This is a genomic window from Streptomyces sp. NBC_00388 (assembly GCF_036061255.1).
Classification (GTDB): domain Bacteria; phylum Actinomycetota; class Actinomycetes; order Streptomycetales; family Streptomycetaceae; genus Streptomyces.
The window spans coordinates 5352856-5378083 of sequence record NZ_CP107948.1 but is presented as its reverse complement, the minus strand read 5'-3'; the positions used below and the strand labels follow the sequence as shown (position 1 = coordinate 5378083).

The window sequence follows — 25228 nt, the reverse complement described above, 5'->3', positions numbered from 1 at the left end:
CCCGCGCACGTGCCGGTGCGTTACGTCCTGATCGCCCCGGCCGCGGGGCACCGCCCCGTCCCGTACGTTTCTCCACATACCGAGACTGTGCGAACAAACCGTATTCGCGGGGGCACGCTTGCCCTTACCGTGTGCCCGTGCACCAGACCCCGCCCTTCGATGCCCCCGCCGCGCGCCGTCTGCGTGAGGCGCTGGGCATGGCGCCCGGCCATGTCGCTTACGGGCTGCGCGCCCAGTACGGCCTTCTCGTCACCCCCGACGTGGTGGCCGCCTGGGAGCGGGGTCTGCAGGCACCGAGCGCGCGCGAGCTGACGGCGCTCGCCGGGGTCCTCTGGTGCTCCCCCGGCGACCTGCTGGTCGAGGCGGTCACCCTGCGGGAGCACCGGCTGGCCCGGGGGATGGCGCCGGAGGACGTGGCCCGGCAGGTCGGGATGGACACCGGCGCGTATCTCAAGGCGGAGGAGTCGGGCCGCTGGCGCGGCAACGAGCGCCAGTCGGCTGCGCTCGCCCAGGCCCTCGCGCTGACCCCGGCGGCCTTCCTCACGGCCACCGGCCGCGACGGCGAGCTGGCCGGCATCCTGACCGGCGCGGTGACGACCCGCTGGCAGGCTCATGTACGGGCCACGGCCAAGCTCGTCCCGCTCCCCCGCCCCGAGCTGGAGAAGCTGCTGGAGCGGCTGCACTCCGACTACCAGTCCCTGATGGTGACGACCCTCAACTGGGGGTCGACGGAGGCCGCGGGGACGGGGGACGCGGGCCGGGCGTTCCTGGATTCGATCGTGGTGCGGTTCTGGGAACTCGCCGGGGGCTGAGCCGGCCCCCGCCGGGCCCCGGGCCGGCAGCCCCCGGAGCAGCGGACCGGGTCTAGAAGACCGATTCCGCCTCGTACATCCGGCTCTCGTCGACCGTCTTCAGGTGCGTCACCGCGTCCGCCAGCGGCACCATCGCGATATCGGTGCCGCGCAGCGCCGTCATGTTGCCGAAGTCGCCGCGGTGCACCGCCTCCACCGCGTGCCAGCCGAAGCGTGTGGCCAGGACGCGGTCGTACGCGGTCGGGGTGCCGCCGCGCTGCACGTGGCCGAGGATGACGGGCCTGGCCTCCTTGCCGAGCCGGGTCTCCAGTTCGACGGCGAGGCGGGTGCCGATACCGGCGAACCGCTCGTGGCCGAACTGGTCGATGACGCCCTTCTCGTACGGCATGGAGCCCTCGGCCGGGTGCGCGCCCTCGGCGACGCAGATGACGGCGAAGCGCTTCCTGCGGGCGAAGCGCTCCTCGACCATCTTCACCAGGTCGTCGACCTCGAAGCGGCGCTCGGGCAGGCAGATGCCGTGGGCGCCGCCCGCCATGCCGGACTCCAGGGCGATCCACCCCGCGTGCCGGCCCATGACCTCGACGACCATCACGCGCTGATGCGACTCGGCGGTGGTCTTCAGCCGGTCGATCGCCTCGGTCGCGACGCCGACGGCCGTGTCGAAGCCGAAGGTGCGGTCCGTGCCCGAGATGTCGTTGTCGATGGTCTTGGGGACGCCCACCACGGGCATCCCGGCGTCGGAGAGCATCCGGGCCGCGGTGAGGGTGCCCTCCCCGCCGATCGGGATGAGCGCGTCGATGCCGTACCGCTGGGTCAGCTCGGCGCAGTTCTCCGCGGCCTCGCGCAGCCGGTCGCGCTCCAGCCGGGCGGAGCCGAGGATGGTGCCGCCCCGGGCGAGGATGCCGCTGACCGCGTTGAGGTCGAGGGGCCGGTAGTGGCCGTCGAGCAGGCCCTTGAAGCCGTCCTCGAAGCCGATGACTTCGTCGTTGTGCCCGGCCACGGCACGGTGCACGACCGACCGGATGACGGCATTGAGACCGGGGCAGTCGCCGCCCGCGGTGAGGACTCCGATGCGCATCGTGCTGATTCTCCTGCTCCTAGTGGTACCTGCGAGCCGTGCCGATTCTTCCACGCCCGGCCGCCCGTGGGGCGTGCCCGGCGGTCCCGTGGACCGGCCGGGCGGGGCGGAGCGACGTGGACAGGCGGCCCGGCCAGCCCCGAGGGTACTGTCAGAAGGGCGTGCCGGGCCGCTGCGGGCGGCCCCCCGCAGCCCGGCGCCACCGCCCGGTACGGCCCGGAGACCGCGGGCCGGGGCCGGTGAGGACCGCGGGGTCCACGAGACCGCGGGGCCCGCGGGAACCACGGACCCCATCGAAGACCGCGAGACCCCGAAGGCCTCGAAGACCGCTGGACCAAGGACGGAGATCACGCGTGACGCGCAGCGTGTACGTGACCGGGATCGATCGCGGCGACGGCCGCCAGGTCGTCGAGCTGGGGGTCATGGAGCTCCTCACCCGCCAGGTGGACCGGGTCGGGATCTTCCGGCCGCTGGTGCACGACGCGCCGGACCGGATGTTCGAGCTGCTGCGGTCCCGCTACCGGCTGAGCCAGGACCCGGCCTCGGTGTACGGCATGGACTACCACGAGGCATCCGCCCTCCAGGCCGAGCTGGGCACGGACGAGCTGGTCTCGCGCCTGGTCGGCCGCTTCCACGAGGTGGCCCGCGACTACGAGGTGGTACTCGTCCTCGGTACCGATTTCTCGGCCACCCAGCTCCCCGACGAGCTGGCCCTGAACGCCCGGCTGGCGAACGAGTTCGGCGCCTCGGTGATCACGGTCGTCGGCGGCAAGGGGCAGACGCCCGAGTCCGTACGCGCCGAGACCCGCAACGCCTACCGCGCCTACCAGGGGCTGGGCTGTGACGTCATCACCATGGCGGTGAACCGGGTCGCCCCCGGCGACCGCGACGATGTGGCCGGGCAGCTCGCCGGACAGCTTCCGGTGCCGTGCTCGGTACTGCCCGACGAACCGGCGCTGGCCGCGCCGACGGTCGCGCAGATCAGCCAGGCGCTGGGCGGCACGGTCTTGCTCGGTGACGAGGCGGGGCTGGCCAGGGACGCGCTGGACTTCGTGTTCGGCGGGGCGATGCTGCCGAACTTCCTGAACGCGCTCACACCCGGCTGCCTGGTCGTCACCCCCGGCGACCGGTCGGACCTGGTGGTCGGCTCGCTCGCCGCACACAGCGCGGGCACCCCGCCGATCGCCGGGGTGCTGCTGACCCTGGACGAGCGACCCGTCGATGCGATCCTCGAACTCGCGGGCCGGCTGGCGCCCGGCACCCCCGTGGTCGCCGTGTCGGGCGGGTCGTTCCCGACCGCGGGTGAGCTGTTCGCCCTGGAGGGCCGGATGGACGCGGCGACCCCGCGCAAGGCGGAGACCGCGCTGGGCCTCTTCGAGCGCCATGTGGACACCGCGGAGCTGCTGGACCGGCTGTCGGTGGCCCGCAGCGGCCGGGTCACCCCGATGATGTTCGAGCACGATCTGCTGGAGACCGCGCGGGCCGACCGCCGCCGGGTGGTGCTGCCCGAGGGCACCGAGGAGCGGGTGCTGCGCGCCGCGGACATCCTGCTGCGCCGCGGGGTCTGCGACCTGACGCTGCTCGGCGATCCGGAGACGGTCCGCAAGCGCGCCGCCGACCTGGGCATCGACCTGTCGCAGGCCGATGTCACCGACCCGGAGACATCGGAACTGCGCCAGCGGTTCGCCGAGGTGTACGCGGAGCTGCGCGCGCACAAGGGCATGACCGTCGAGCTGGCCCACGACGTGGTCGCCGACGCCTCGTACTTCGGCACGCTGATGGTCCAGGAGGGCCTGGCCGACGGCATGGTCTCGGGCGCGGTGCACTCGACGGCCGCGACCATCCGGCCCGCGTTCGAGATCATCAAGACGAAGCCGGACGCATCGATCGTCTCGTCGGTGTTCTTCATGTGCCTCGCGGACAAGGTGCTGGTGTACGGCGACTGCGCGGTCAACCCCGACCCGGACGACAGGCAGCTCGCGGACATCGCGGTCCAGGCGGCGGCGACCGCGGCCCAGTTCGGTGTGGAGCCGCGCATCGCGATGCTCTCGTACTCGACCGGCACCTCGGGTTCCGGTGCGGACGTCGACAAGGTACGCCGGGCCACCGAGCTGGTCCGGGCCGCCAGACCGGATCTACTGATCGAGGGGCCCATCCAGTACGACGCCGCTGTCGAGCCGTCCGTGGCGGCGACCAAGCTGCCGGGGTCGGCGGTCGCGGGACGGGCCAGCGTACTGATCTTCCCCGACCTCAACACCGGCAACAACACCTACAAGGCCGTGCAGCGTTCGGCCGGCGCCGTGGCGGTCGGTCCGGTGCTCCAGGGGCTGCGCAAGCCCGTCAACGACCTGTCGCGGGGCGCGCTCGTCGAGGACATCGTCAACACCGTCGCGATCACCGCGATCCAGGCTCAGGGCGAGGACCGGAGCCGCGCCCAGGAGGAATCCGTATGACCGCCACCCGTGTTCTCGTTCTCAACTCCGGCTCCTCGTCGGTGAAGTACCAGCTCCTCGACATGGCGGACGGCAGCCGTCTGGCGATGGGCCTGGTCGAGCGGATCGGTGAGGAGACCTCACGGATCAAGCACACGCTGCTCGCGGACGGCGGCACGGCCCGTGAGCGGACCGGACGCATCGCCGACCACACTGCCGCGCTGGAAGCCGTCGCGGCCGAGCTGGACACCGACGGACTCGGCCTGGACTCCCCGGAGCTGGCGGCGATCGGGCACCGGGTGGTGCACGGCGGGCTGAAGTTCACCGAGCCGACCGTCGTGGACGACGCGGTGCTCCAGGAGATCGAACGGCTGGTGCCCGTCGCCCCGCTGCACAACCCCGCCAACATCACCGGCATCCGTACCGCCCGCGCCCTGCGCCCCGACCTCCCCCAAGTGGCCGTCTTCGACACCGCGTTCCACACGACGATGCCGGAGTACGCGGCCCGGTACGCGATCGACGTGGAGACCGCGGACGCCCACCGCATCCGCCGGTACGGCTTCCACGGCACCTCGCACGCGTACGTCTCGCGCGAGGCCGCCGCCCTGCTCGGCCGGACCCCCGGGGAGACCAACGTCATCGTGCTGCACCTCGGGAACGGCGCGTCGGCGTCCGCGGTGGCCGGCGGCGTCTGCGTCGACACCTCCATGGGGCTGACGCCGCTGGAGGGCCTGGTGATGGGCACCCGGTCCGGCGACATCGACCCGGCCGTGATCTTCCATCTGACCCGGGTGGCCGGAATGTCCGTCGACGAGATCGACGCGCTGCTCAACAAGAAGAGCGGCCTGGTCGGGCTCTGCGGGGACAACGACATGCGGGAAATCGTCCGCAGGACCGACGAGGGGGACCGGTCGGCCCAGCTGGCCTTCGCCATTTACGTACAGCGGCTGAAGAAGTACATCGGGGCCTATACCGCGGTACTCGGGCGGGTGGACGCCGTGGCATTCACCGCGGGGGTCGGCGAGAACTCGGCCCCGGTGCGTGCCGCCGCCGTCGCGGGCCTGGAGGGGCTGGGCCTCACGGTCGACGCCGGGCTCAATGCCGTACGTTCCGACAAGCCCCGTTTTATTTCTCCGGAGGGGGCCCGGGTGGCCGTCACCGTGGTTCCGACAGACGAGGAACGCGAAATCGCGCAGCAGGTCTACGCCTTGGTGAAGAGTTGACACCTGAGCACCACACCGCCCATTTGTACTTTCCACCAGACGGAATATTCCGCAGGGAAACAAACCGATAGGATCCGCCTCATGCGCCGTTCCAAAATCGTCTGCACACTGGGCCCAGCCGTCGACTCCTATGAGCAGCTGAAAACGCTCATCGAGGCCGGCATGAATGTGGCCCGTCTGAATATGAGCCACGGGTCCCACGCGGAGCACGAGGAGCGGTACCACCGCGTCCGGAAGGCTTCGGAGGCCACGGGCCGCGCCGTGGGGGTGCTGGCCGACCTCCAGGGCCCGAAGATCCGCCTGGAGACCTTCGCCGAGGGCCCGGTCGAGCTGGTGCGCGGTGACGAGTTCACCATCACCGCCGATGACGTCCCCGGTGACAAGACCATCTGCGGCACCACCTACAAGGGGCTGCCGGGCGATGTCACCAAGGGCGACCCGATCCTGATCAACGACGGGAACGTCGAGCTCAAGGTCGTCGAGGTCGAGGGTTCCGAGGTCAGGACCATCGTCATCGAGGGCGGTGTCATCTCCGACCACAAGGGCATCAACCTGCCCGGTGCCGCGGTGAACGTCCCGGCCCTGTCCGAGAAGGACATCGACGACCTGCGGTTCGCGCTGCGGATGGGCTGCGACCTGGTCGCCCTCTCCTTCGTGCGCGACGCGAGCGACGTCATCGACGTGCACAAGATCATGGACGAGGAGGGCCGCCGGGTCCCCGTCATCGCCAAGGTCGAGAAGCCGCAGGCGGTCGCCCACATGGAGGGCGTCGTCGCGGCCTTCGACGGAGTCATGGTCGCCCGTGGCGACCTGGCCGTCGAGTACCCGCTCGAAAAGGTCCCGATGGTGCAGAAGCGCCTCATCGAGCTCTGCCGCCGCAACGCCAAGCCGGTGATCGTCGCGACCCAGATGATGGAGTCGATGATCACCAACTCGCGCCCGACGCGCGCCGAGGCGTCCGACGTCGCCAACGCCATCCTCGACGGCGCGGACGCGGTCATGCTCTCCGCCGAGTCGAGCGTGGGCGCGTACCCGGTCGAGACGGTCAAGACCATGTCGAAGATCGTGGTCGCCGCCGAGGAGGAGCTGCTCTCCAAGGGCCTGCAGCCGCTGGTGCCCGGCAAGAAGCCGCGCACGCAGGGCGGTTCGGTGGCCCGTGCGGCCTGCGAGATCGCGGACTTCCTGGACGCGAAGGCGCTGGTCGCCTTCACTCAGTCCGGCGACACGGCCCGCCGTCTCTCCCGGTACCGCACCTGCCAGCCCATCCTGGCCTTCACGACGGACGAGGCGACCCGCAGTCAGCTCGCGCTGAGCTGGGGCGTCGAGTCCTACGTGGTCCCGCACGTGGACAACACGGACGCGATGGTCGACCTGGTCGACGCCGAGCTGCTGAAGCTGAAGCGCTACAACGACGGCGACCGCATGATCATCACCGCGGGCTCGCCCCCCGGTGTCCCCGGCACCACCAACATGGTCCGGGTGCACCACCTGGGCGGCGAGGACACCCAGAGCTGACCCGGCTCCGCGCCGTACGGCTGTGGCCCGCGCCCTCCTGAGAGGGCCGCGGGCCACAGCCGTCTCCGCGCACGTCCGCAGGGGCCACCGGGCAGGCGGCCCGAGGCCGGTCCGGGGGCCGACCCGGCCGTCACCCGGGTGCGGCCTCACTGGGCTTCCGGTAGTGCAGGACGACGACCCCGTTGCCGAAGGTCCGGGTCTCCACGAGGTCGAGACCGACGGTGGTACCCGCGGCCGGGAAGAGCGGGGTGCCGCCGCCGATGAGCACCGGGTGGACGTAGATACGGAACTCGTCGATCAGCCCGTGCGCCAGGAAGGACGCGGCGAGACCGGCACCGCCGAGCGCGAGGTCCCCGCCGGGCAGGGCCTTGAGCGCCCGCACCTCGTCGGGGACCACCTCCCGTACGACGGTGGTGTTCCAGTCGGTGTACTCCAGGGTCCTGGAGTACACGGTCTTGGGCATCTCGCGCCAGAGGGCCGCGAACTCCTTCACCACGGCGCTGCAGCCCGGGTCGGCGTCGGCGGTCGGCCAGTAGTCCGCCATCAGTTCATGGACGACCCGCCCGTCCAGGAAACCGCCCATCGTCGCCAGGTAGGCGTTCATGTGGCGGTGGAGTTCGTCGTCGACCCGGTGCCAGCCGATGTCCCGGTCAGGGCCCTCGATGTATCCGTCCAGGGAGGTCGACATCATCAGGATGATCTTTCGCACGGCGGTCCTCACAGGGGTCGGGCCGGAATGACGCAGGCGGGCCGGACAATACGCCCGCGCGCCCCGGAAACCCGGTCACCCCGCCACGGCCCCGGGGGGCCCGCCGCCGCCGTCCGTCCGCCGGGACCGGACCGGTGGGCTCGCCGCCCGTCCGCCGGGACCGGACCGAGACGAGCGCGCCGGCGACCACCGCGAGCCCCACGGCCAGCAGATGCTCCCGCCCCGCGAGATTGGGCCTGAGCACCGACTGCACGACGATCACCCCGCTCGTCAGCACGCCGAACACCGGCGCGCGCCGGACCACGGCCAGATACGCGAAGAGCCCGGCCACCGCGGCGGAGGGGCCGGTGTCGAGGACGTGCGCGGTCCCTGGCGGCAACCCCAGCGGGCCGTGTCCCAGCGCGATCATCGCCCGTGCACCCAGGGTGCCCGCGAGGGAGGTGCCGCAGGCGATCAGCAGGGTCCGGCCGCGGCCGATGAGGAGTTCGGCGAGCGCGACAGCGAGAAACAGTCGGGGCAGCCCCGCCCACACGGGCAGCCCGGGGTCGGCGAGGACCAGCGAGACCGGGGTCCGCAGCAGGACCAGCGGGAGCGGCAGATCGCCCCGGACCTCGCCGGTCAGCCGTATCGCGAGGGCGCCCGCGTGGGTCCGCAGCAGCTCATGGACGACGATCACCGACAGGACGGCCAGCACGCCCAGCGCGACCCCGGGCGCCCCGCGCCGACGGAGCGTCCGCCACGGCTGGACCGCGATCCGCAGCCACTCGCCGCGCAGCAGGTCCTTCCCGGACGCCGGCAGGCGCTTCACGTACGCCGCAAGGCCCCACCCGCGGGCGGCGGACCGGCCTGGGCCGGGGGGCAGCAGGACCCGCTCGGCGGGCCCGCTCCCGTCGTCGCCGGTCGTACGGCAGCCGTCGACAGCCCCCACCGCTCACTCCCCCACGCTCCCCGCCCGTCACCCGGACGCACGGATCCCTGTCCGGTCCTCGTACACAGGTCCGGCAAGGGCGATTCTGCCCCACGGGCCGTCTCCGCGTGCCGGACACCGGCCGCCGGCGGACCGCACCCGGCCCCTCCGGCATACGGCTGTGGCCCGCACCCCCGGTCGGGGGGTGCGGGCCACAGCCGTTCCGCGGCTCCCGGACGTTCTCGCGCCGGCGGGTCAGGCGCCGGTGAAGTAGTTCTGGAGACCGGGCACATGGAGCGTGCCGCCGAACTGGCCTGCCTGCTTCACCGTGACGTTCGTGAAGAACGCGAACGGCACGTTGATCGGCGGCGGGGAGTCGGGGCTGAAGGTGATCGGGATGAGGCCGAAGAGGTTGCCCTTCAGCGACTCCGTGTACATCGTGACCTGCCCGTCGCGGATGGTCGACGTCGAGCCCGATGCGGCCTTCACATGGCCGGTGGCCCCGTTCGGGCCGACGGTCGTCTGGTGCAGGTCCTTGATGTCCAGTGAGGACGAGGTGAACTTGAGGACCTTCTTGATCTTGCCGCTGCCCGTCCTGACCTCGACGATGCCCTTGTAGTCCAGGCCGTTGAGGGTCAGCATCGAGCTCTTCAGCGTCCACGGGTCGTCGGGCAGGGCAGGGATGCCCGGTTCCAGATCGGCCGCGGCGAGCGCCTTCGGGTCGGCGGTCGGGCACGGGTAGGACGGCTTGGCGCCGTCCGGAATGGCGGTGTCCTTCTTGGGGTCGAGACCCTTGACGCCCGAGGGGAGGTCCTTGACCGACTTGCCGGCTTCGGCTGCGGCCTCGCGGATCTTCTCGGCGGTCTTGTCCGCCGTGCTCTTCGCCGCCCCGGTGAGCTCGCCGGCCTTCTTCGCCGCGGAGTCCCCGGCCTTCTCGTCCGCCGCCTTCTTCTCGGCGGCTTTCTTCTCGGCCGCCTTCTTCTCGGCTGCCTTCTTCTCGGCCGCCTTCTTCTCCGCCGCGGTGGGCGAAGCGGAGGAGGACGGGTCCGGGGACGGGCTCGCCGTGTCCTTGTCCGGGTTGAAGAGGTGCTTGAGGGCGTCGCCCACGCCCAGCGGATCCAGCGGGTTCTTCGACTGCGTCGCGGCCGGTGACGAGCCGGCCGAGGACGCCGCATCGTCCGATGCGGACGAACCTGACGAACCAGCCGCGGATTCCTGGGACTTCTCGCCGGACGCGCCCGCCGAGGGCGTGGCCGACGGGGACGGAGTGGCCGGGGTGCCGGCGGCCTTGTCGTCCTTACCGGCCTTGTCGTCCTTCTTGGCCGCGTCGTCCGACGCGCTGCTGGAGGGGCTCGGTGAGTCCGACGGCTTCGCCGAGGGGCTCGGGTCGTCGGAGCGGGACACACACGGTCCGGCCGCGAACGGGATGTCGCCGTGGTCGTCGGCCATCGCCAGCTTGGGGGTGAGACCCATCCCGACGAACACCGCGGTCGGCATGGCCGCCAGGGCTATCGCCTTGCTCGCGGGTATGTGCAGCTTCGTCAGCAGTGACTTCCTGGGGGCCGCGTGACGGCCCCCTCTTCTCTCCCGGATGTCGTCGCCTTCGGTGGAACTCAGCTGCGCTTCGTCACCCCGCACGGTGCCTCCCACCGTTGGCATCCACTGTCGTGTCCTTGTCGTACGCGGCCGACTGCTGCTCGGGGACGGCCGGTGCCTGGCCGAAGGCGGAGAAATCGTCCGCGGGAGCGGTGCCTTCGGGCGTACTTCCGTGCGGGGTCCCATCGACGGAACCGCCCTGGGCGGGCACCGCCGGATCAGCGTTCGGCTTGGCGGGTGCCCAGGAGAGCGAGAGCGCCCCGCCGATCATCGACAGCAGGAAGCCGACGACGAAGCCACCGATGTTCGCCACCGGGAGGGAGATCAGCGCCAGCAGGATCGCCGCTATCCCCGCGAACACCCGCACGACGCCGTGGAACCACATCGTCAGACCGAGCGTGACGAGCAGCACGCCGATGATCAGCGATCCGGCACCCGCGGTGGTGGACATCGCCAGCGTCACATTGCCGAGGTGCATGTTGGCGTACGGGAAGTAGGCGATCGGCACGCCTCCCACCATGGTGAACAGGCCCGCCCAGAAGGGACGGTTTCCCCGCCATGCGCGGAAGCGAAGCCGCCAGTGGGTGAAATCGCGGGAACCTGTGGACTCGGCGCTCATGGAAAACAGCTCCCTGGTACCGGTGTTGCTCTGAGAAGTAGGGGGGTTCGGGCGGCCGCAGTACCGCGCGGGTACTCCGGCCGCCCGGGCGTGCTTAGTAGCACTCCTTGACGCCCGACTTGAGCCTCAGGCTCAAGTTGCTGAGCTTGAAGGTGCCGGCCGTGGTCGCCCATGCCGTCTGCTTCACGTGCTGCAGCGTCGCCTCATCGGCGCGCTGCGCGAAGCCGTTCGGGTTGACGGCCTTCTCCGTGCCGTGCTCGATGCCCGTCTTGTTCGACGGGTCACCGGCCGCAACACCGATGTCGATGTTCTTGAACGTCGCATCCGCGTCGAGGCTCGCGACGTCGAGGTACAGATTCGTCGCCTCGACCGGCCTCTTGGCCTTGGTGCCCGCGTGCAGCTGCAGGGTCACGCTGCCCAGGCCGAACGGCAGGTTCGGCGTGACAACCGACTGACACATGTTGTTGATCGTGGCGCTGCTGAAGCCCGACACGGCCACCGCGTGCGCGGCGTCCTTGCCGTTCAGGTCCTTGCCCGTCGCGACACTGCCGTACTGGACGAAGTCCTGGCCGACCAGCTGGTCGGCACTGACCTTGAAGCTCTGTCCGGACACGCTGAACGAAGCGGCGAGCGCACCCTGCGCGAGGCCTACGCCCACCGCAGCGGTGGCGACCACGCTCGGCACCATGACAAGCGCGAACCGCTTCCATCTGGTTCCGCCACGTACCTGGGAACTCACTTAGTTTCCTCCTTCTCGGACGTACATCTCCGGATCGGGTTCGAAGCCCGTCCTGGGATGGGAGAAGTGCTACGTCCTCGGGAAGGAGAGCGCCCGGTTCAGAAGCGCGAACCGCGTCCGAAGCACCGGCGATCACCCCCGAGCGACAACCACTGGCCACGCCTTCGCGCAACCGCTGGACAGGCCCCGCCGGGTGGCAGGAACCCCCCTGTCCCGCAGCCGGCGTCATTGCCGCCGACCGGCTCGGTGGGGACCCAAACGGCCACGTCGCGACCGGATGTCGCGCCGGTGCGTTATTGGACCGAGCGTGGCCGATCGTGGTGCATTCGCGGCTGTGACACAAGGGGTTCGTTACCGGCTAGTAACGGCCGGATAACCGAACCGCGACCGGCCGATATCGCTCGGGCACACAGGGTGGAGCCGACACCAGCGCTACATCGGTCGGTAGGCGCCCATAACCGGGCAGAAGGAGGTACCGGATTTACTCGCAGTAACAGACGGCCGCAATAGCCAAGTTTTGGCAAAGTGCAGCCGTCTGTTATCTCCGTGTCGCCAAATCGTCAGCGGCAACCCACGGACACCGCGCGTTTAGTGACTGTTCAGAAGCAGCGTCAGAAGAGCACCCGCGCCAGGGCGGTACGGGCGGCGGTCACCCTCGGATCGTCGGCACCGATCACTTCGAAGAGCTGGAGCAGATGGATCCGCGCGCTCTCGCGGTCGTCACCCACCGTGCGCTGCACGGTCTGGACCAGACGACCGAAGGCGTCCTCCACATGACCGCCGACCAGATCGAGGTCGGCCGCGGCGATCTGGGCCGGGACGTCGGCCGGCTCGTCGGCCGCGTCCTTCCGGACCTGCTGCGGGTCCAGCCCCTGGACCCGGCCCAGCAGTTCGGCCTGGGCGAGGCCGAGCTTGGCCTCCTCGTTCGCCGGATCCTGCGCGAGGACACCGCGGTACGCCGCGACGGCGCCGTCGAAGTCATTGGCGTCCAGCGCCTGCACCGCCGCTTCGAGCTGTGCGTCGTACGGACCGGCGGGGACCTCGGCCGGCTCCTCGTCCTGCGCGGGTACGGCCTCCGGGTCGACCGCGATGCCGGTGATCCCGAAGCGCTCCTCGCCGACCTGGATCAGCTGGTCGAGGGTCTGCCGGATCTGCGTCTCGGGTGCCGCGCCCTGGAAGAGCGGCAGCGCCTGTCCGGCGACCACGGCGAAAACGGCCGGAATCCCCTGGATCCCGAACTGCTGCATCAGCATCTGGTTGGCGTCGACGTCGACCTTGGCGAGCAGGAAACGGCCGTTGTACTCGACGGCGAGGCGCTCCAGGAGCGGACCGAGCTGCTTGCACGGCTCGCACCACTCGGCCCAGAAGTCGATGACGACCGGGACCTCGGCGGAGCGCTGGATGACGTCGTGCTCAAAACCGGCTTCGTCGACGTCGATCACCAGCGAGACGGGCGACACCGCGGCGGCGCCGCCCTGCCTGGCGGTCTCGGCGCGCGCCTGCTCCGCTTTCTGCCGGGCCTCGCCGGCGGCCTTGACTGCGGCGAGGTCGACGACGCCGCTCATGGACATGTTCCTAGGCTGCATACGTACATCCTCCCCCCTCCGCCGCTCGTTCAGGAAAGCTGTTGGCGTAATCCGCCGGTGGTACAGGCCCGGCCCGTCCGTACACCCCCCGCCGGATGCGGGGCGTACGGACGGACACAGGCCGTCGGCCCGGTGAGGGGCCTGGGACGGGCGCAGGGTCCCCACCCTGGCGCCAGTGGCTCTGTCGTGCTGTTGTGCGGTGTGCGGTACCCGGTTCTCGCGTGGTCGTCGCGTGGTGCTCGTGCGGTCGGGGCGCGCTCGCGCCTCCTTACGCTACGACTCGTAGCGTAACTGGTAGGCCGGGAGCTGCGGGAGAAAAATCCCCGGCGGTTTCCCGTGATCTGACTCACGGCGGCGGAGCTACTGACCGGTATGGTCGCGGTCATGCCCCTCAGCAAGCCCACCCGAACGGGTCGCCCACGCTCCGCAGAGGCCGATACCGCGATCCTCGTGGCGACGAGAGCCGCTCTGGTCGAACTGGGCTGGTCGAAGCTGACCATGGGTGACGTCGCGACCCGCGCCGGGGTGGCGAAGACGACCCTCTACCGCCGCTGGTCGCACAAGAACGAGCTGGTCGTGGACGCCGTGGCGGTCCTCTTCGACGAACTCGAACTGCCCGACCGGGGCAGTCTGGCCGCGGACATCGAGGGTGTGGTGCTCCAGTTCGCCGCACTCCTCGCCCGGCCCGAGACCAAGACCGCGCTGATGGCGGTGGTGGCCGAGTCGATCAGCGACGAGGCGCTGCGCGCCCGGATCCGCTCGGCCATCGTCGACCGGCAGAAGCGGCTGGTGACCATCGGGCGTGAGCGGGCCCAGGCCCGGGGCGAGCTCCCCTCCGGGGAGGACCCCGAGACCTCGGCCCGGCACACCGACCTGATCTTCGACGTGGTCGCCGGTGCGGTGGTGCACCGGGCGCTGGTGAGCGCGGAGCCGGTGGACGAGGAGTGGGCCCGCGAATTCACCGTGCTGCTCTGTGCCGGACTGAGCGCTCCGCTCCCCCCGGCGTGACCACCCGCCGGGCCCGCGGCGTGACCACCCGCCGGGCCCGGGAACAGCCGGGCGGCTGCCGGACCGGGCGCCTGCCGGGCCCGGCAGTGGGCAGATCCGGCAGCCCGGACCTGGTGGCGGTTCAGACCTGGTAGCGGTCCGCCGCGAACAGGTGCAGGTGCTCGGCGATCCACTCCGAGGTGTGCTTCAGCCCCTCGGTGAGCGGGACCTCGGGCTGCCAGCCCGCCCACTCGCGGGCCCGCGAGTTGTCCGAGAGCAGCCGCTGGACCTCGCTGCCCGACGGGCGGAGCCTGGCCGGGTCGACGACGACCTCCGCGTCACGGCCGGAAGCCTCGATCAGCGCCTGCGCCAGGTCCCCGATCGAAATCTCCTGACCGGTACCGAGATTGACGCTCTCACCCAGCGCGCGGTCGCAGTCGGCCAGCGCGAGGAAGCCGCGCGCGGTGTCCGTCACATACGTGAAGTCGCGGGTCGGAGTGAGCGAGCCGAGCTTGATCTGCCGTGCCCCTGAGTGGAGTTGGGCGAGGATCGTGGGGATGACGGCCCGCGCGGACTGCCGGGGACCGTAGGTGTTGAAGGGCCGCACCACCGTCACCGGCAGCTCGAAGGCGTGCCAGTGCGAGAGGGCCATCATGTCGGCGCCGATCTTCGACGCGGAGTACGGGGACTGCGGCTGGAGCGGGTGCCGTTCGCTGATCGGGGCGGTGAGCGCCGTCCCGTACACCTCGCTGGTCGAGGTGTGCAGGAGACGGCGTACCGAGTGCCGGCGGCAGGCCTCGGCGATGTTCTCGGTGCCGACGACATTCGTGGCCACGTACGCGCCGGGGGCGTCGTAGCTGTACGGGATGCCGATCAGCGCGGCGAGGTGGAAGACCGTGTCGCAGCCCGCGACGGCGTCGTCCACCCGGCCCGCGTCCCGGACGTCGCCCGCCACCATCTCGACCCGGGAGCTGCCCAGATGGCGGGCGAGGTGGCCCTTCTCGCCGTACGGCTTGTAGTGGACGAACGCCCGGACCCGCGCGCCCCTCTCCACCAGCAGGTCGACCAGGGCCGACCCGATGAAGCCCTCGGCTCCGGTGACGAGGACGGTGCGGTTCTGCCAGTCAGTGGTGGTCGGCGAGGTGGTCATGGGTGAACTCCTTTGCGTGGGACAGGACCCGGGCGGCGAGCAGATCCGCTGCACGGGCATGGCTGGAGGGGTCGGCCGCGCCGCTCATCGCGGCGAGCCGGGCGGGGTCGGCGAGGAGCGGGCCCACCACGCCGGCGAGCCGCTCGTCCGTGGTCTCGGCGTCGGTGAGCAGCACCCCCGCCCCGGCGTCGCCGAGGACGCGGGCGTTGTGGGTCTGGTGGTCGCCCGGCGCGTGCGGGTACGGGACGAGGACCGCGGGGACCCCGGTGGTGGCGAGCTCGGCGACCGTGGCCGATCCGGCGCGGCAGACGACGAGGTCGGCCGCCGCGTACGCGAGGTCCATCCGGTCCAGGTAGGGGACGGCCCGGGCGATCCGGCTGCCGCCCTCGTCGGTGAGCCGGGCCCGTGCCGCCTCCAGGGCGGCCGGGCCGGTCTTGATGAGCAGATGGACGTCCGTACGCGCCTGCCAGCGGGCCGCGAGCCCGACCGCGGCGGCGGTGAGCCGGGCGGCGCCGAGGCTGCCGCCGTTGACCAGCAGCAGCCGTGCCCCGGCGGGGACACCGAGCGCGCGGCGGGCCTCCGCCCGCAGTGCGGGGCGGTCGAGGGCGGCGATGGGAGCGGCGATCGGCATACCGACGGTCTCCGCGTTCTCACCGCCGGAGAGGTGGGCACGGCTCCGGTCGAAGGCCACGGTCAGATGCGGGGTGAGCCGGGCCGCGAACTGGTTGGCGCGGCCGGGCACCGCGTTGGACTCGTGGATGACGCTCGGCAGCCCGGCCATCCGCGCGCCGAGAACGACCGGCGCGCTGGGGTAGCCGCCCATACCGACCGCGATCTGTGCCCGCTGCTCACGCAGGATCGTCCGGCACTGCACTCCCGACTTCAGCAGGGCCGCGGGCAGCAGATAGCGTCTGGCGCCGAGCGCCGGGTCGAAAGGGATCATGTCGACGGTGTGCAGCCGGTATCCGGCGCCGGGTATGAGCGTGGTTTCGAGGCCGCGTTCGGTACCGACGAAGGAGATCACCGCGCCGGGTACGGCCCGGCGCAGTGCGTCGGCGAGGGCCAGGCCGGGGTAGATGTGCCCGCCGGTGCCGCCCGCACCGATCACGACGGAGAGTGGTGTGCGCATGGGGAGCACACTCGCGCCGCGGGGTAAGAGGGTTCTAAGAGGCGGGTTTGGCAGGCTTTGCTCCATGAACCCGCACCCGTACCCTCCCGCACCAGCCCCACGGCAGCGAAAGATCCTGGTCGTGGACGACCAGCCGGAGGTGCGCGTGGCGGTCGAGGACGGTCTCGCGGTCGAGGGATTCGAGGTGCGGGGCGAGGCCGACGGTCTCGCGGCGCTCTCGGCGGTCTCCTCCTGGCAGCCGGACGCGGTCGTGCTCGATGTGATGATGCCGGTCCTCGACGGCCTCGCGGTCTGCCGCAGGCTGCGGGCCGTCGGCGACCGCACGCCCGTGCTGGTGCTGACCGCTCTGGACTCGGTGAGCGAGCGGGTGGACGGCCTGGAGGCGGGCGCCGACGACTATCTGGTGAAGCCCTTCGCACTGGACGAACTGGTCGCCCGGGTACGGGCGCTGCTGCGGCGGGCCGCACCGGCCGATGAGGAGCCGGGCACGCTGGCGTACGCGGATCTGAGCGTGGATCCCGCGACACGCACCGGGCATCGCGCCGGGCGCCCCATCGAGTTCAGCCGGACCGAGTTCGCCCTGCTCGATCTGCTGCTGCGCCACCCGGGCCAGGTGCTCACCCGGGAGCTGATCCTGGAGCGGGTCTGGGGCCAGGACTTCGGCCCCGCTTCCAACTCCCTCGCGGTCTACATCGGTTATCTGCGCCGCAAGCTGGAGGCGGCCGGTGAACCGCGCCTGGTCCACACGGTGCACGGGGTCGGCTACCGGCTGGACACGCCGTGACCGGCCACGGCGACCGCACCGGTTCACGGCGGGCGCCCTCCCACCGGCTCGGCGCACGCTGGCGCCGCCGCCGACCGCTGCGCACCCGGCTCGCCCTGACCGCGTCGGCGGCCGTCGCGCTGGTGGCACTCGGTGTCTGCGCGGCGGCCTTCTTCGTCCAGCGGTACGAGATCTACCACCAGCTGGACCTCAACCTCATCCAGTCGGCGGCCCTGGCGGGCGGAGGGCGTGAGCAGCCCGGGGTCGTCGAGGGCCAGTGCCGGTATCTGGCGTCCCCCGCCTGCTCGCAGATCGTCCCCGCGGATCCGGCGGCGGATCCCCGGGAGCCGTACCTGCTGCCGGTCTCGCGCCCCGTACGGGAGGTCGCCGCGGGCAGGCGCGCCCCGTACGTCAGCAACATCACCCTGGAGGGGCGCCCCACCCGGATGCTCACCACCACCTTCGGCCACCGCGAGGCGGTGCAGGTCGCCCTCCGCGCCGATCCGGTGGAGACCAGTGTGCGGCGGACCGCCCAGCTGCTCGCGGCCGTCGGCGGCGGCGGGGTGCTGATCGCCGCGGCACTGGGCTACTGGGTCTCGCGCACCGGTCTGGCGCCCGTCGCCCGTCTCACCCGGGCCGCCGAGCGGATCGCGGCGACCAGGGACCCCCGCCACCGCATCGAACTGCCCCCGGGCCCCGTGACCCGGGAGGACGAGGTCACCCGGCTGGCCACGACGTTCAACACCATGCTGGGTGAGCTGGAGCAGTCCGTCACGGCCCAGCGCAGACTGGTGGCGGACGCCTCCCACGAACTGCGCACCCCGCTCACTGCCCTGCGCACCAACGCCGAGCTCCTCTCCCGGGCCGACCGGTTGACCGAGGCGCAGCGCGACAGGGCGGCCGGCGCGCTCACCCGGCAGATCCATGAGGTGACGACGCTGGTGAACGACCTGATCGAACTGGCCCGCGACGAGGAGCCCGTACCGCTGGTGGAGAGCGTGCGGCTGGTTCCGCTGGCCGAGCACGCGGTGGCCGCGGCCCGCGGCCACTGGCCGGCGCTCGTCTTCACCGTACGGACGGCCGGCGACCCGGTCCTGAACGGTGTGCCGGCGCGGCTCTCCCGGCTGATCGCCAATCTGCTCTCCAACGCGGCGAAGTTCTCCGGTGCGGGCGGCGAGATCGAGATCGACGTCGGCGCCGCGGAGCTGACCGTGCGCGACCACGGGCCCGGGATCTCCCCCGCCGACCTGCCGTATGTCTTCGACCGCTTCTACCGGGCCCGCGCCGCCCGAGCGCTGCCCGGCTCCGGCCTGGGCCTCGCGATGGCCCGCCAGATCGCCCGGGCGCACGGGGCGGAGCTCACCGCGGAGCAGGCGCCGGGCGGCGGGGCCCTCTTCCGGCTGAGCCTGCCGTGACTCGCGGGGTGCGGGTGGCCACCGAGGGGCGGACGGTGGCGGAGGCCGCCCGTGCGGTGCGGGATGCCACCGGGTGGTGAGCCCGGGGCCCGGGGCCGTGCCCCGGGCGCCGTCGTCCGGTGCGGTCAGAAGCCCGGCGGCTCCGTGTAGATGCCCCACTCGTCCCGCAGCACGCCGCAGATCTCGCCGAGCGTCGCCTCCACCCGGACGGCGGCCAGCATCGGCTCGATCATGTTCGAGCCGTCCCGGGCGGCGGCGAGCATCGCGTCCAGCGCCGCCCGCACGCGGGCGTCGTCCCTGGCGGCCTTGCGGCCCACCAGCTCCTGGACCTGGTCGCGCTCCACCTCGTGGCTGACGCGCAGGATCTCCAGGTCGCCGGTGACGGAGCCGTGCAGGCAGTTGACGCCGACGACCCGCTTGTCGCCCTTCTCGACCGAGCGCTGGTACTGGAAGGCGGATTCGGCGATCTCGCCGGTGAACCAGCCGTCCTCGATGCCGCGCAGGATGCCCGAGGTGACCGGGCCGATCGGGTGCTGCCCGTCGGGGTGGGCCCGCAGACCGCGCTCCTTGATCTGGTCGAAGATCTTCTCCGCGTCCGCCTCGATACGGTCGGTGAGCTGCTCGATGTACCAGGAGCCGCCCAGCGGGTCCGCCACGTTGGCGACGCCGGTCTCCTCCATCAGCACCTGCTGCGTCCGCAGCGCGATCTCCGCCGCCTGCTCGCTCGGCAGCGCGAGCGTCTCGTCCAGGGCGTTGGTGTGCAGGGAGTTGGTACCGCCGAGGACAGCGGCCAGCGCCTCGACGGCGGTCCGTACGACGTTGTTGTACGGCTGCTGCGCGGTCAGCGAGACCCCGGCCGTCTGGGTGTGGAAGCGGAGCCACTGCGCCTTGTCGGTCCGCGCGCCGTAGACGTCCTTCATCCAGCGCGCCCAGATCCTGCGCGCCGCGCGGAACTTGGCGATCTCCTCGAAGAAGTCGACATGGGCGTCGAAGAAGAAGCTCAGGCCCGGAGCGAAGACGTCCACGTCCATTCCGCGCGAGAGGCCCAGTTCCACGTAGCCGAAGCCGTCGGCGAGGGTGTACGCCAGCTCCTGCGCGGCCGTCGCACCCGCCTCACGGATGTGATAGCCGGAGACCGAGAGCGGCTTGTACGCCGGGATGGACGCGGCGCAGTGCTCCATCAGGTCGCCGATCAGGCGCAGATGCGGCTCGGGCTGGAAGAGCCACTCCTTCTGCGCGATGTACTCCTTGAAGATGTCGGTCTGCAGCGTGCCGTTGAGCACGGCCGGGTCGATGCCCTGCCGCTCGGCGGCGACCAGGTACATGCAGAAGACCGGGACGGCCGGGCCGCTGATCGTCATGGACGTGGTGACGTCGCCGAGCGGGATGTCCTGGAAGAGGACCTCCATGTCGGCGGCCGAGTCGATGGCCACCCCGCAGTGGCCGACCTCGCCGAGCGCCTTCGGCTCGTCGGAGTCGCGGCCCATCAGGGTCGGCATGTCGAAGGCGACCGAGAGGCCGCCGCCGCCGTTGGCCAGAATGGTCTTGTAGCGCTCGTTCGTCTGCCGGGCGTTGCCGAAGCCGGCGAACTGCCTGATCGTCCAGGTACGACCGCGGTAGCCGGTGGCGTGCAGCCCGCGGGTGTACGGATACTCGCCGGGCCAGCCGATCCGCTCGAACCCTTCGTAGGTGTCGCCGGGCCTGGGCCCGTAGACCGGGTCCACCGGGTCGCCGGACAGGGTGGAGAAATCGGCGTCCCGCTTGCGGGCCTTGTCGTACCTGGCCTGCCAGCGGCTGCGGCCCTCTTCAATGGCGTGAGCGTCCATACCCATGAATTTACTAGGACGTCCTAGTATCTGTCGATGGCAGACCGCCCGCACATCGTGCGGGCGGCAGGATTACGCCTTGGCGGTGACCGGTACCGCCGGGCTGATCCGGGGCTCCAGCTCGCGCGAGATCTTGCGCTCGACGAAGAAGGCGGCGGTCGGGACCGTACCGGCCAGCAGCACCCAGATCTGCTTGGCCACCGGCCATTTCGCCTTCGAGCCGAGGTCGAACGCGAAGATCAGGTAGACCACGTACAGCCAGCCGTGCGCGATGCCGACGATGCTGACGAAACCGGTCGCCCCGTTGATGTCCAGCAGGTACTTGGCGATCACGCCCAGGGTCAGCAGGACCAGCAGCACACCGGTGACGTAGGCCATCACGCGGTAGCGGGTCAGCACGCTTCGTTTCATGCCGTCGAGCGTATCCGGGTGCTTTGGGCGATCTTCGGCGGGGTTGCCACTCCGGGCGGGGCATCGCACGGAGCACACCCGGCGCGCACCCCTGCGCCTACTCCTCGAAGTCGTCCGCCGCCACCCGCAGCGGCCTGAGCATCGCGAAGATCTCGCCGCACTCCTCCGCGTCGTACGCGGACAGGCCGAACTCCATCGCCATCAGATCCGCGCTGGCCGCCTCGACGACCTCGCGGCCCTTGCCGGTGATGGAGGCCAGCGTGCCGCGCCCGTCGTTCGGGTTGGGGCGCTTGTCGACCAGGCCCGACTTCACCAGCCGGTCGACGGTGTTCGTCACCGATGTGGGGTGCACCATCAGCCGCTCGCCGATCTTGGACATCGGCAGCTCGCCCGCCTTGGAGAAGGTGAGCAGCACCAGCGCCTCGTAGCGGGCGAAGGTCAGCCCGTACGGCTTGACGACCGCGTCGACCTCGGCGAGCAGGATCTGGTGCGCCCGCATGATCGAGGTGATGGCGGCCATCGAGGGCACGGGGCCCCAGCGCTGCTGCCAGAGTTCGTCGGCGCGCGCGATGGGATCGAAGGCAAGACTGAGCGGCTTCGGCACGGCATCGACCCTACCGGCCGGTCATATGACGGTCAGCCCCGTCTCGCCCTTCGGTCCGCGGACCGGAGGGCGACCTCCTCACGGCGGCCGGAACCGCGCGGAGAGCGGGCCGCCGGTTCAGGGCGCCAGGTGCCGCTCGACCGTTTCGACCTTGGAGGTCAGGCCGTCGGTGACCCCCGGCCTGATGTCCGCCTTGAGGACGAGCGAGACCCGCGGCGCACGCGCCTCGACGGCCTGGACGGCGCGCCTGACGACGTCCATCACCTCGTCCCATTCCCCCTCGATGGAGGTGAACATGGCATCGGTGCGGTTCGGCAGGCCCGACTCGCGCACGACACGGACCGCGTCGGCGACGTACTCGCCGACGTCCTCACCGACACCCAGCGGGGAGACCGAGAACGCGACGATCATGACGTCTCCACCACGCCCTCGCGGCGCGCGCGGGAGGCGATGACCGCGTTCTCCGCCTCGCGGCGCAGCTTGCGCTCGGCGAAGAAGCCGCCGGTGGGCAGCACCGAGAGCACGAAGTAGAGGATGCCGGTCCCGGCGGACCACTTGGCTCGGTTCCAGGCGTCGGCCCAGAAGATCACGTAGAGCACGAAGAGGACGCCGTGCACCATGCCCATGACCGGCACCGCGTTGAAGTCCGTGGTCCGCTTGAGGACCGAGCAGATGAGCAGCAGCAGGAAGGAGACCGCCTCGGGGGCGGAGACCAGGCGGAGGCGGCGGATTGCGGATGCGGTCTTGATGTCCACGGAGGAAACCTTCGGCAGCGGGCGGCGGGTTCGGGGTGGTGCGCGCCATCGGTCACACGGAAGCGTGATCTTGTGAAAGTGCGCACAAACTCGGAACCATTGTGGCAGCCCCGCATATCAGGGCTCTTTCAGGGTGCGTCTACGCCCCGGGGACCCTGTGCGTACCGCCTCCGGCCCGTTACCTTCGGACCGTGGCTCAGTTCCGACTCCAAGGCAGCAAGATGCTCGCCGTCGACATGACAGGCGACGCCGTCAAAGCGAAGAACGGCTCGATGGTCGCCTACGACGGCCAGATGACCTTCAAGAAGATGTCGGGCGGCGGTGAGGGGCTCCGCGGGATGGTGACCCGGCGCCTGGCCGGCGAACACATGACCGTGATGGAGGTGCGCGGCAAGGGCACCTGCTACTTCGCCGACCGCGCCACCGAGATCAATCTCGTCACCCTGCACGGCGAGAAGCTCCATGTGGAGGCGAGCAACCTCCTCTGCACGGACGCCGGGCTGCGCACCGGCACGACCTTCACCGGGCTGCGCGGGGCCTCCCAGGGCAACGGCCTGTTCACCACCACTGTGGAGGGGACGGGGCAGGCCGCGGTGATGTCGGAGGGGCCCGCGGTCGTCCTGCGGGTCAGCCCGCAGTACCCGCTGATGGTGGACCCGGGCGCCTACATCGCGCACACCGGCAGCCTCCAGCAGCACTTCCAGACCGGGGTCGGCCTGCGGACCCTCATGGGCGAGGGATCCGGTGAGTCCTTCCAGATCCGGTTCGAGGGCGAGGGGCTGGTCTATGTGCAGCCGAGCGAGCGCGACACGATCGGCGGTGACATCTGATGCCGTTCACCGAGATCAACTCGAAGATGATCGAGGCCACGGTGGTGCCCGGCCAGAAGCTCTACAGCCAGCGCGGGGCGATGCTCGCGTACCGGGGCGAGGTGACCTTCACCCCGAACATCCAGGGCGGTCAGGGCGGCGTGATGTCCATGATCGGGCGGCGGGTGGCCAATGAGGCGACGCCGCTGATGACGGTGGAGGGCCGGGGCACGGTGATGTTCGGGCACGGCGGCCACCACATCCAGGTGATCTCGCTGGCCGGCGACACCCTCTACGTGGAGGCGGACCGGCTGCTGGCCTTCGACGGTTCGCTCCAGCAGGGCACGATGTTCATGGGCTCGCAGGGCGGTGTCATGGGGATGGTGCGCGGTCAGGTCACCGGTCAGGGCCTGTTCACCACGACGCTCAAGGGACACGGCGCGGTGGCGGTGATGGCGCACGGCGGGGTGGTCGAACTGCCGATCACTCCACAGGGGCCGGTGCACGTGGACCCGCAGGCGTACGTCGCCCACCACGGGGACGTACGGAACAAGCTCTCGGCGGCGCTGGGGTGGCGGGAGATGGTGGGGCGCGGCTCGGGCGAGGCGTTCCAGCTCGAACTGTCCGGCAGCGGCGCGGTCTATGTGCAGGCATCGGAGGAGAAGCTGTGACGGGACCGGTGGTCCATGACCCGATGACGCTGCCGGCCAACGACAACGTCAACCAGTACACCTTCTGCGTGGAACTCAGCGGCAGCCAGTGGTTCCTGCAGAAGGGCAAGATGATCGCCTACTACGGGCGGATCGACTACAGCGGCTTCGGCAACGGCCGCTTCGACCATCTGCTGCGCAGCAGCTTCCACTCGCCGATGCACGCAGCGGACTGGGTGGTGGCCGAGGGCACGGGGAAGATGCTGCTCGCCGACCGCGCCTTCGACGTGAACTCCTTCGATCTGGACGACGGCAATCTCACGATCCGTTCGGGGAATCTGCTGGCGTTCGAACCGTCCCTCTCCCTGAAGCAGTCGATCGTGCCCGGCTTCCTGACCCTGATCGGGACGGGGAAGTTCGTGGCCGCCTCGAACGGCCCGGTCGTCTTCATGGAGCCGCCGATCCGCGTCGACCCACAGGCGCTGGTCGGCTGGGCGGACTGCCCTTCACCGTGCCACCACTACGACCACGCCTATATGACGGGGGTGCTGGGCGGCATCAGGTCGCTCACCGGCCTCGGGGGCGTCTCGGGCGAGGAGCACCAGTTCGAGTTCGTGGGCGCCGGGACGGTCCTGCTCCAGTCGACCGAGGCGCTGCTGCCCGGGAAACCGACCGGTTCGGTCCCGGGCGAACCGGGCGTTCCCGGTGGACAGGGGCCCCGTTCCGGCCAAAACGGCCCAGGATCGCGCTTTCCCGGCCAGGTAGGGGATCTTCAGCGCCGCTTCGGGCTGTGAGCGATAGCCTGCGGAGTGTAACGTCGAACATCTGAACACCCGGCATATGCGCCCGATCGCCACCGGGTCACGGTGGCGCGGCGCGGTGCGCGCCGGGTGATATCACTCACCAGAATTGTCCAATATTCAACTTCTTAGGTAGAATTCTCATATGGAGACCGAGACGGCCACCCGGTGGCTGAGCGACGCGGAGCAGTGCGCCTGGCGCACCTATCTGGACGTGAACAGGCTGCTGACGTACCAGATGGAGAAGGACCTCCAGCCGTTCGGACTGACGATGAACGACTACGAGATCCTGGTCAATCTCTCCGAGGCCGACGACAGGCGGATGCGGATGAGCGATCTCGCCGCCGCCACCCTCCAGTCCAAGAGCCGCCTCTCGCACCAGATCACCCGGATGGAGAAGGCCGGGCTGGTCCGCAGGGAGAACTGCGAGTCGGACCGGCGCGGGCTGTTCGCCGTCCTGACCGACCTCGGCGGCGAGACCATGCACAAGGTCGCGCCCCACCATGTGGCGTCGGTGCGCAGGCACTTCATCGACATGCTGACCCCCGAGGCGCTGGCCGGGCTGCGCGAGTCGCTGACACCGGTCGCCGACCAGCTGCGGGGACTGCGCAAGGGCTGAGCCCGCCTCGCGGATCCGCAGGCCGCTCCGCCCGGCGGGCCCACGGCCGGCCGGACCCGGCTCGGTGAGGGGCCGGCCCCTCACCCGGTCACCC

General features: G+C 70.8%; 25 protein-coding genes. 11 read left to right on the top strand and 14 right to left on the bottom strand.

The window, feature by feature from the left end:
- The first annotated feature begins 137 nt into the window (after positions 1-137).
- Positions 138-812, top strand: a complete 675-nt coding sequence (locus OG917_RS24160) for a helix-turn-helix domain-containing protein (protein WP_328319704.1) — start codon at positions 138-140, stop codon at positions 810-812.
- A gap of 52 nt (positions 813-864) precedes the next feature.
- On the opposite strand, the gene OG917_RS24155 is transcribed toward OG917_RS24160, so the two are convergent.
- On the bottom strand, positions 865-1890 hold the full coding sequence (locus OG917_RS24155) for an ATP-dependent 6-phosphofructokinase (RefSeq protein ID WP_328319703.1): 1026 nt from the start codon (positions 1888-1890) through the stop codon (positions 865-867).
- 353 nt (positions 1891-2243) lie between these two features.
- On the opposite strand from OG917_RS24155, the gene pta reads away from it, so the two are divergent.
- The 3 genes from pta (at position 2244) to pyk (ending at position 7060) form a co-directional block, all read left to right on the top strand.
- Positions 2244-4343 carry a phosphate acetyltransferase gene (pta, locus tag OG917_RS24150; RefSeq protein ID WP_328319702.1) on the top strand — a complete coding sequence of 700 codons (2100 nt, stop codon included), beginning with the start codon at positions 2244-2246 and terminating at the stop codon, positions 4341-4343.
- Positions 4340-5545 (top strand): acetate kinase, encoded by a 1206-nt coding sequence (locus OG917_RS24145; RefSeq protein WP_328319701.1) that lies wholly within the window; start codon positions 4340-4342, stop codon positions 5543-5545. The genes pta and OG917_RS24145 overlap by 4 nt, the downstream gene beginning before the upstream one ends.
- A gap of 81 nt (positions 5546-5626) precedes the next feature.
- Positions 5627-7060, top strand: a complete 1434-nt coding sequence (pyk, locus tag OG917_RS24140) for a pyruvate kinase (protein ID WP_328319700.1) — start codon at positions 5627-5629, stop codon at positions 7058-7060.
- Between the two features lie 130 nt (positions 7061-7190).
- Here the strand turns inward: pyk and OG917_RS24135 are convergent, their stop codons facing one another.
- The 6 genes from OG917_RS24135 to OG917_RS24110 form a co-directional block, all read right to left on the bottom strand.
- The gene (locus tag OG917_RS24135) at positions 7191-7769 is read right to left on the bottom strand and encodes a dihydrofolate reductase family protein (RefSeq protein ID WP_328319699.1); all 579 of its coding nucleotides are present in this window, start codon (positions 7767-7769) and stop codon (positions 7191-7193) included.
- Positions 7711-8697, bottom strand: coding sequence for a hypothetical protein (locus OG917_RS24130; protein ID WP_328319698.1), 987 nt, complete (start codon positions 8695-8697; stop codon positions 7711-7713). The genes OG917_RS24135 and OG917_RS24130 overlap by 59 nt, the downstream gene beginning before the upstream one ends.
- 234 nt (positions 8698-8931) lie before the next feature.
- The gene (locus OG917_RS24125) at positions 8932-10314 is read right to left on the bottom strand and encodes a hypothetical protein (RefSeq protein WP_328322132.1); all 1383 of its coding nucleotides are present in this window, start codon (positions 10312-10314) and stop codon (positions 8932-8934) included.
- Positions 10304-10891, bottom strand: coding sequence for a DUF6114 domain-containing protein (locus OG917_RS24120; protein ID WP_328319697.1), 588 nt, complete (start codon positions 10889-10891; stop codon positions 10304-10306). Before OG917_RS24120 ends, OG917_RS24125 begins: the two co-directional genes overlap by 11 nt.
- A gap of 94 nt (positions 10892-10985) precedes the next feature.
- Entirely contained in the window at positions 10986-11630 is a 645-nt protein-coding gene (locus tag OG917_RS24115) for a DUF6230 family protein (RefSeq protein WP_328319696.1), read from the bottom strand.
- 611 nt (positions 11631-12241) lie between these two features.
- Positions 12242-13216: a tetratricopeptide repeat protein gene (locus OG917_RS24110; RefSeq protein ID WP_328319695.1), complete on the bottom strand. Its 975-nt coding sequence runs from the start codon at positions 13214-13216 to the stop codon at positions 12242-12244.
- Between the two features lie 384 nt (positions 13217-13600).
- On the opposite strand from OG917_RS24110, the gene OG917_RS24105 reads away from it, so the two are divergent.
- Entirely contained in the window at positions 13601-14224 is a 624-nt protein-coding gene (locus OG917_RS24105; RefSeq protein WP_328319694.1) for a TetR/AcrR family transcriptional regulator, read from the top strand.
- Positions 14225-14345: 121 nt separating this feature from the next.
- Here OG917_RS24105 and OG917_RS24100 read toward each other — a convergent pair whose 3' ends face one another.
- The gene (locus OG917_RS24100; RefSeq protein WP_328319693.1) at positions 14346-15353 is read right to left on the bottom strand and encodes a GDP-mannose 4,6-dehydratase; all 1008 of its coding nucleotides are present in this window, start codon (positions 15351-15353) and stop codon (positions 14346-14348) included.
- Positions 15328-16482, bottom strand: a complete 1155-nt coding sequence (locus tag OG917_RS24095; protein ID WP_328319692.1) for a UDP-N-acetylglucosamine--N-acetylmuramyl-(pentapeptide) pyrophosphoryl-undecaprenol N-acetylglucosamine transferase — start codon at positions 16480-16482, stop codon at positions 15328-15330. The genes OG917_RS24100 and OG917_RS24095 overlap by 26 nt, the downstream gene beginning before the upstream one ends.
- A gap of 64 nt (positions 16483-16546) precedes the next feature.
- Here OG917_RS24095 and OG917_RS24090 point away from each other — a divergent pair, with 64 nt between their 5' ends.
- Together OG917_RS24090 and OG917_RS24085 are read left to right on the top strand one after the other, a co-directional pair.
- Positions 16547-17266: a response regulator transcription factor gene (locus OG917_RS24090; RefSeq protein WP_328319691.1), complete on the top strand. Its 720-nt coding sequence runs from the start codon at positions 16547-16549 to the stop codon at positions 17264-17266.
- The gene (locus OG917_RS24085) at positions 17263-18660 is read left to right on the top strand and encodes a HAMP domain-containing sensor histidine kinase (protein ID WP_328319690.1); all 1398 of its coding nucleotides are present in this window, start codon (positions 17263-17265) and stop codon (positions 18658-18660) included. The genes OG917_RS24090 and OG917_RS24085 overlap by 4 nt, the downstream gene beginning before the upstream one ends.
- A 125-nt stretch (positions 18661-18785) precedes the next feature.
- On the opposite strand, the gene OG917_RS24080 is transcribed toward OG917_RS24085, so the two are convergent.
- The 5 genes from OG917_RS24080 to OG917_RS24060 all read right to left on the bottom strand — a co-directional run bounded on the left by OG917_RS24080 (position 18786) and on the right by OG917_RS24060 (position 22256).
- Positions 18786-20486 (bottom strand): acyl-CoA mutase large subunit family protein, encoded by a 1701-nt coding sequence (locus tag OG917_RS24080; RefSeq protein ID WP_328319689.1) that lies wholly within the window; start codon positions 20484-20486, stop codon positions 18786-18788.
- Between the two features lie 72 nt (positions 20487-20558).
- Positions 20559-20897 carry a DUF3817 domain-containing protein gene (locus tag OG917_RS24075; protein ID WP_328319688.1) on the bottom strand — a complete coding sequence of 113 codons (339 nt, stop codon included), beginning with the start codon at positions 20895-20897 and terminating at the stop codon, positions 20559-20561.
- Positions 20898-20994: 97 nt separating this feature from the next.
- Complete coding sequence (locus OG917_RS24070) at positions 20995-21501, bottom strand: MarR family winged helix-turn-helix transcriptional regulator (protein ID WP_328319687.1); 507 nt, start codon at positions 21499-21501, stop codon at positions 20995-20997.
- A 117-nt stretch (positions 21502-21618) separates the two neighbouring features.
- Positions 21619-21912 (bottom strand): MTH1187 family thiamine-binding protein, encoded by a 294-nt coding sequence (locus OG917_RS24065; protein WP_164266645.1) that lies wholly within the window; start codon positions 21910-21912, stop codon positions 21619-21621.
- A complete protein-coding gene (locus tag OG917_RS24060; RefSeq protein WP_164266646.1) occupies positions 21909-22256 on the bottom strand; it encodes a DUF3817 domain-containing protein in 348 nt (115 codons plus the stop codon). Before OG917_RS24060 ends, OG917_RS24065 begins: the two co-directional genes overlap by 4 nt.
- 221 nt (positions 22257-22477) lie before the next feature.
- Here OG917_RS24060 and OG917_RS24055 point away from each other — a divergent pair, with 221 nt between their 5' ends.
- The 4 genes from OG917_RS24055 (at position 22478) to OG917_RS24040 (ending at position 25134) form a co-directional block, all read left to right on the top strand.
- Positions 22478-23086: an AIM24 family protein gene (locus OG917_RS24055; RefSeq protein ID WP_328322130.1), complete on the top strand. Its 609-nt coding sequence runs from the start codon at positions 22478-22480 to the stop codon at positions 23084-23086.
- Entirely contained in the window at positions 23086-23736 is a 651-nt protein-coding gene (locus OG917_RS24050; protein ID WP_328319686.1) for an AIM24 family protein, read from the top strand. The genes OG917_RS24055 and OG917_RS24050 overlap by 1 nt, the downstream gene beginning before the upstream one ends.
- Positions 23733-24509: an AIM24 family protein gene (locus OG917_RS24045; RefSeq protein ID WP_328319685.1), complete on the top strand. Its 777-nt coding sequence runs from the start codon at positions 23733-23735 to the stop codon at positions 24507-24509. Before OG917_RS24050 ends, OG917_RS24045 begins: the two co-directional genes overlap by 4 nt.
- A gap of 151 nt (positions 24510-24660) precedes the next feature.
- Complete coding sequence (locus OG917_RS24040) at positions 24661-25134, top strand: MarR family winged helix-turn-helix transcriptional regulator (protein WP_328319684.1); 474 nt, start codon at positions 24661-24663, stop codon at positions 25132-25134.
- Positions 25135-25228 lie beyond the last annotated feature (94 nt).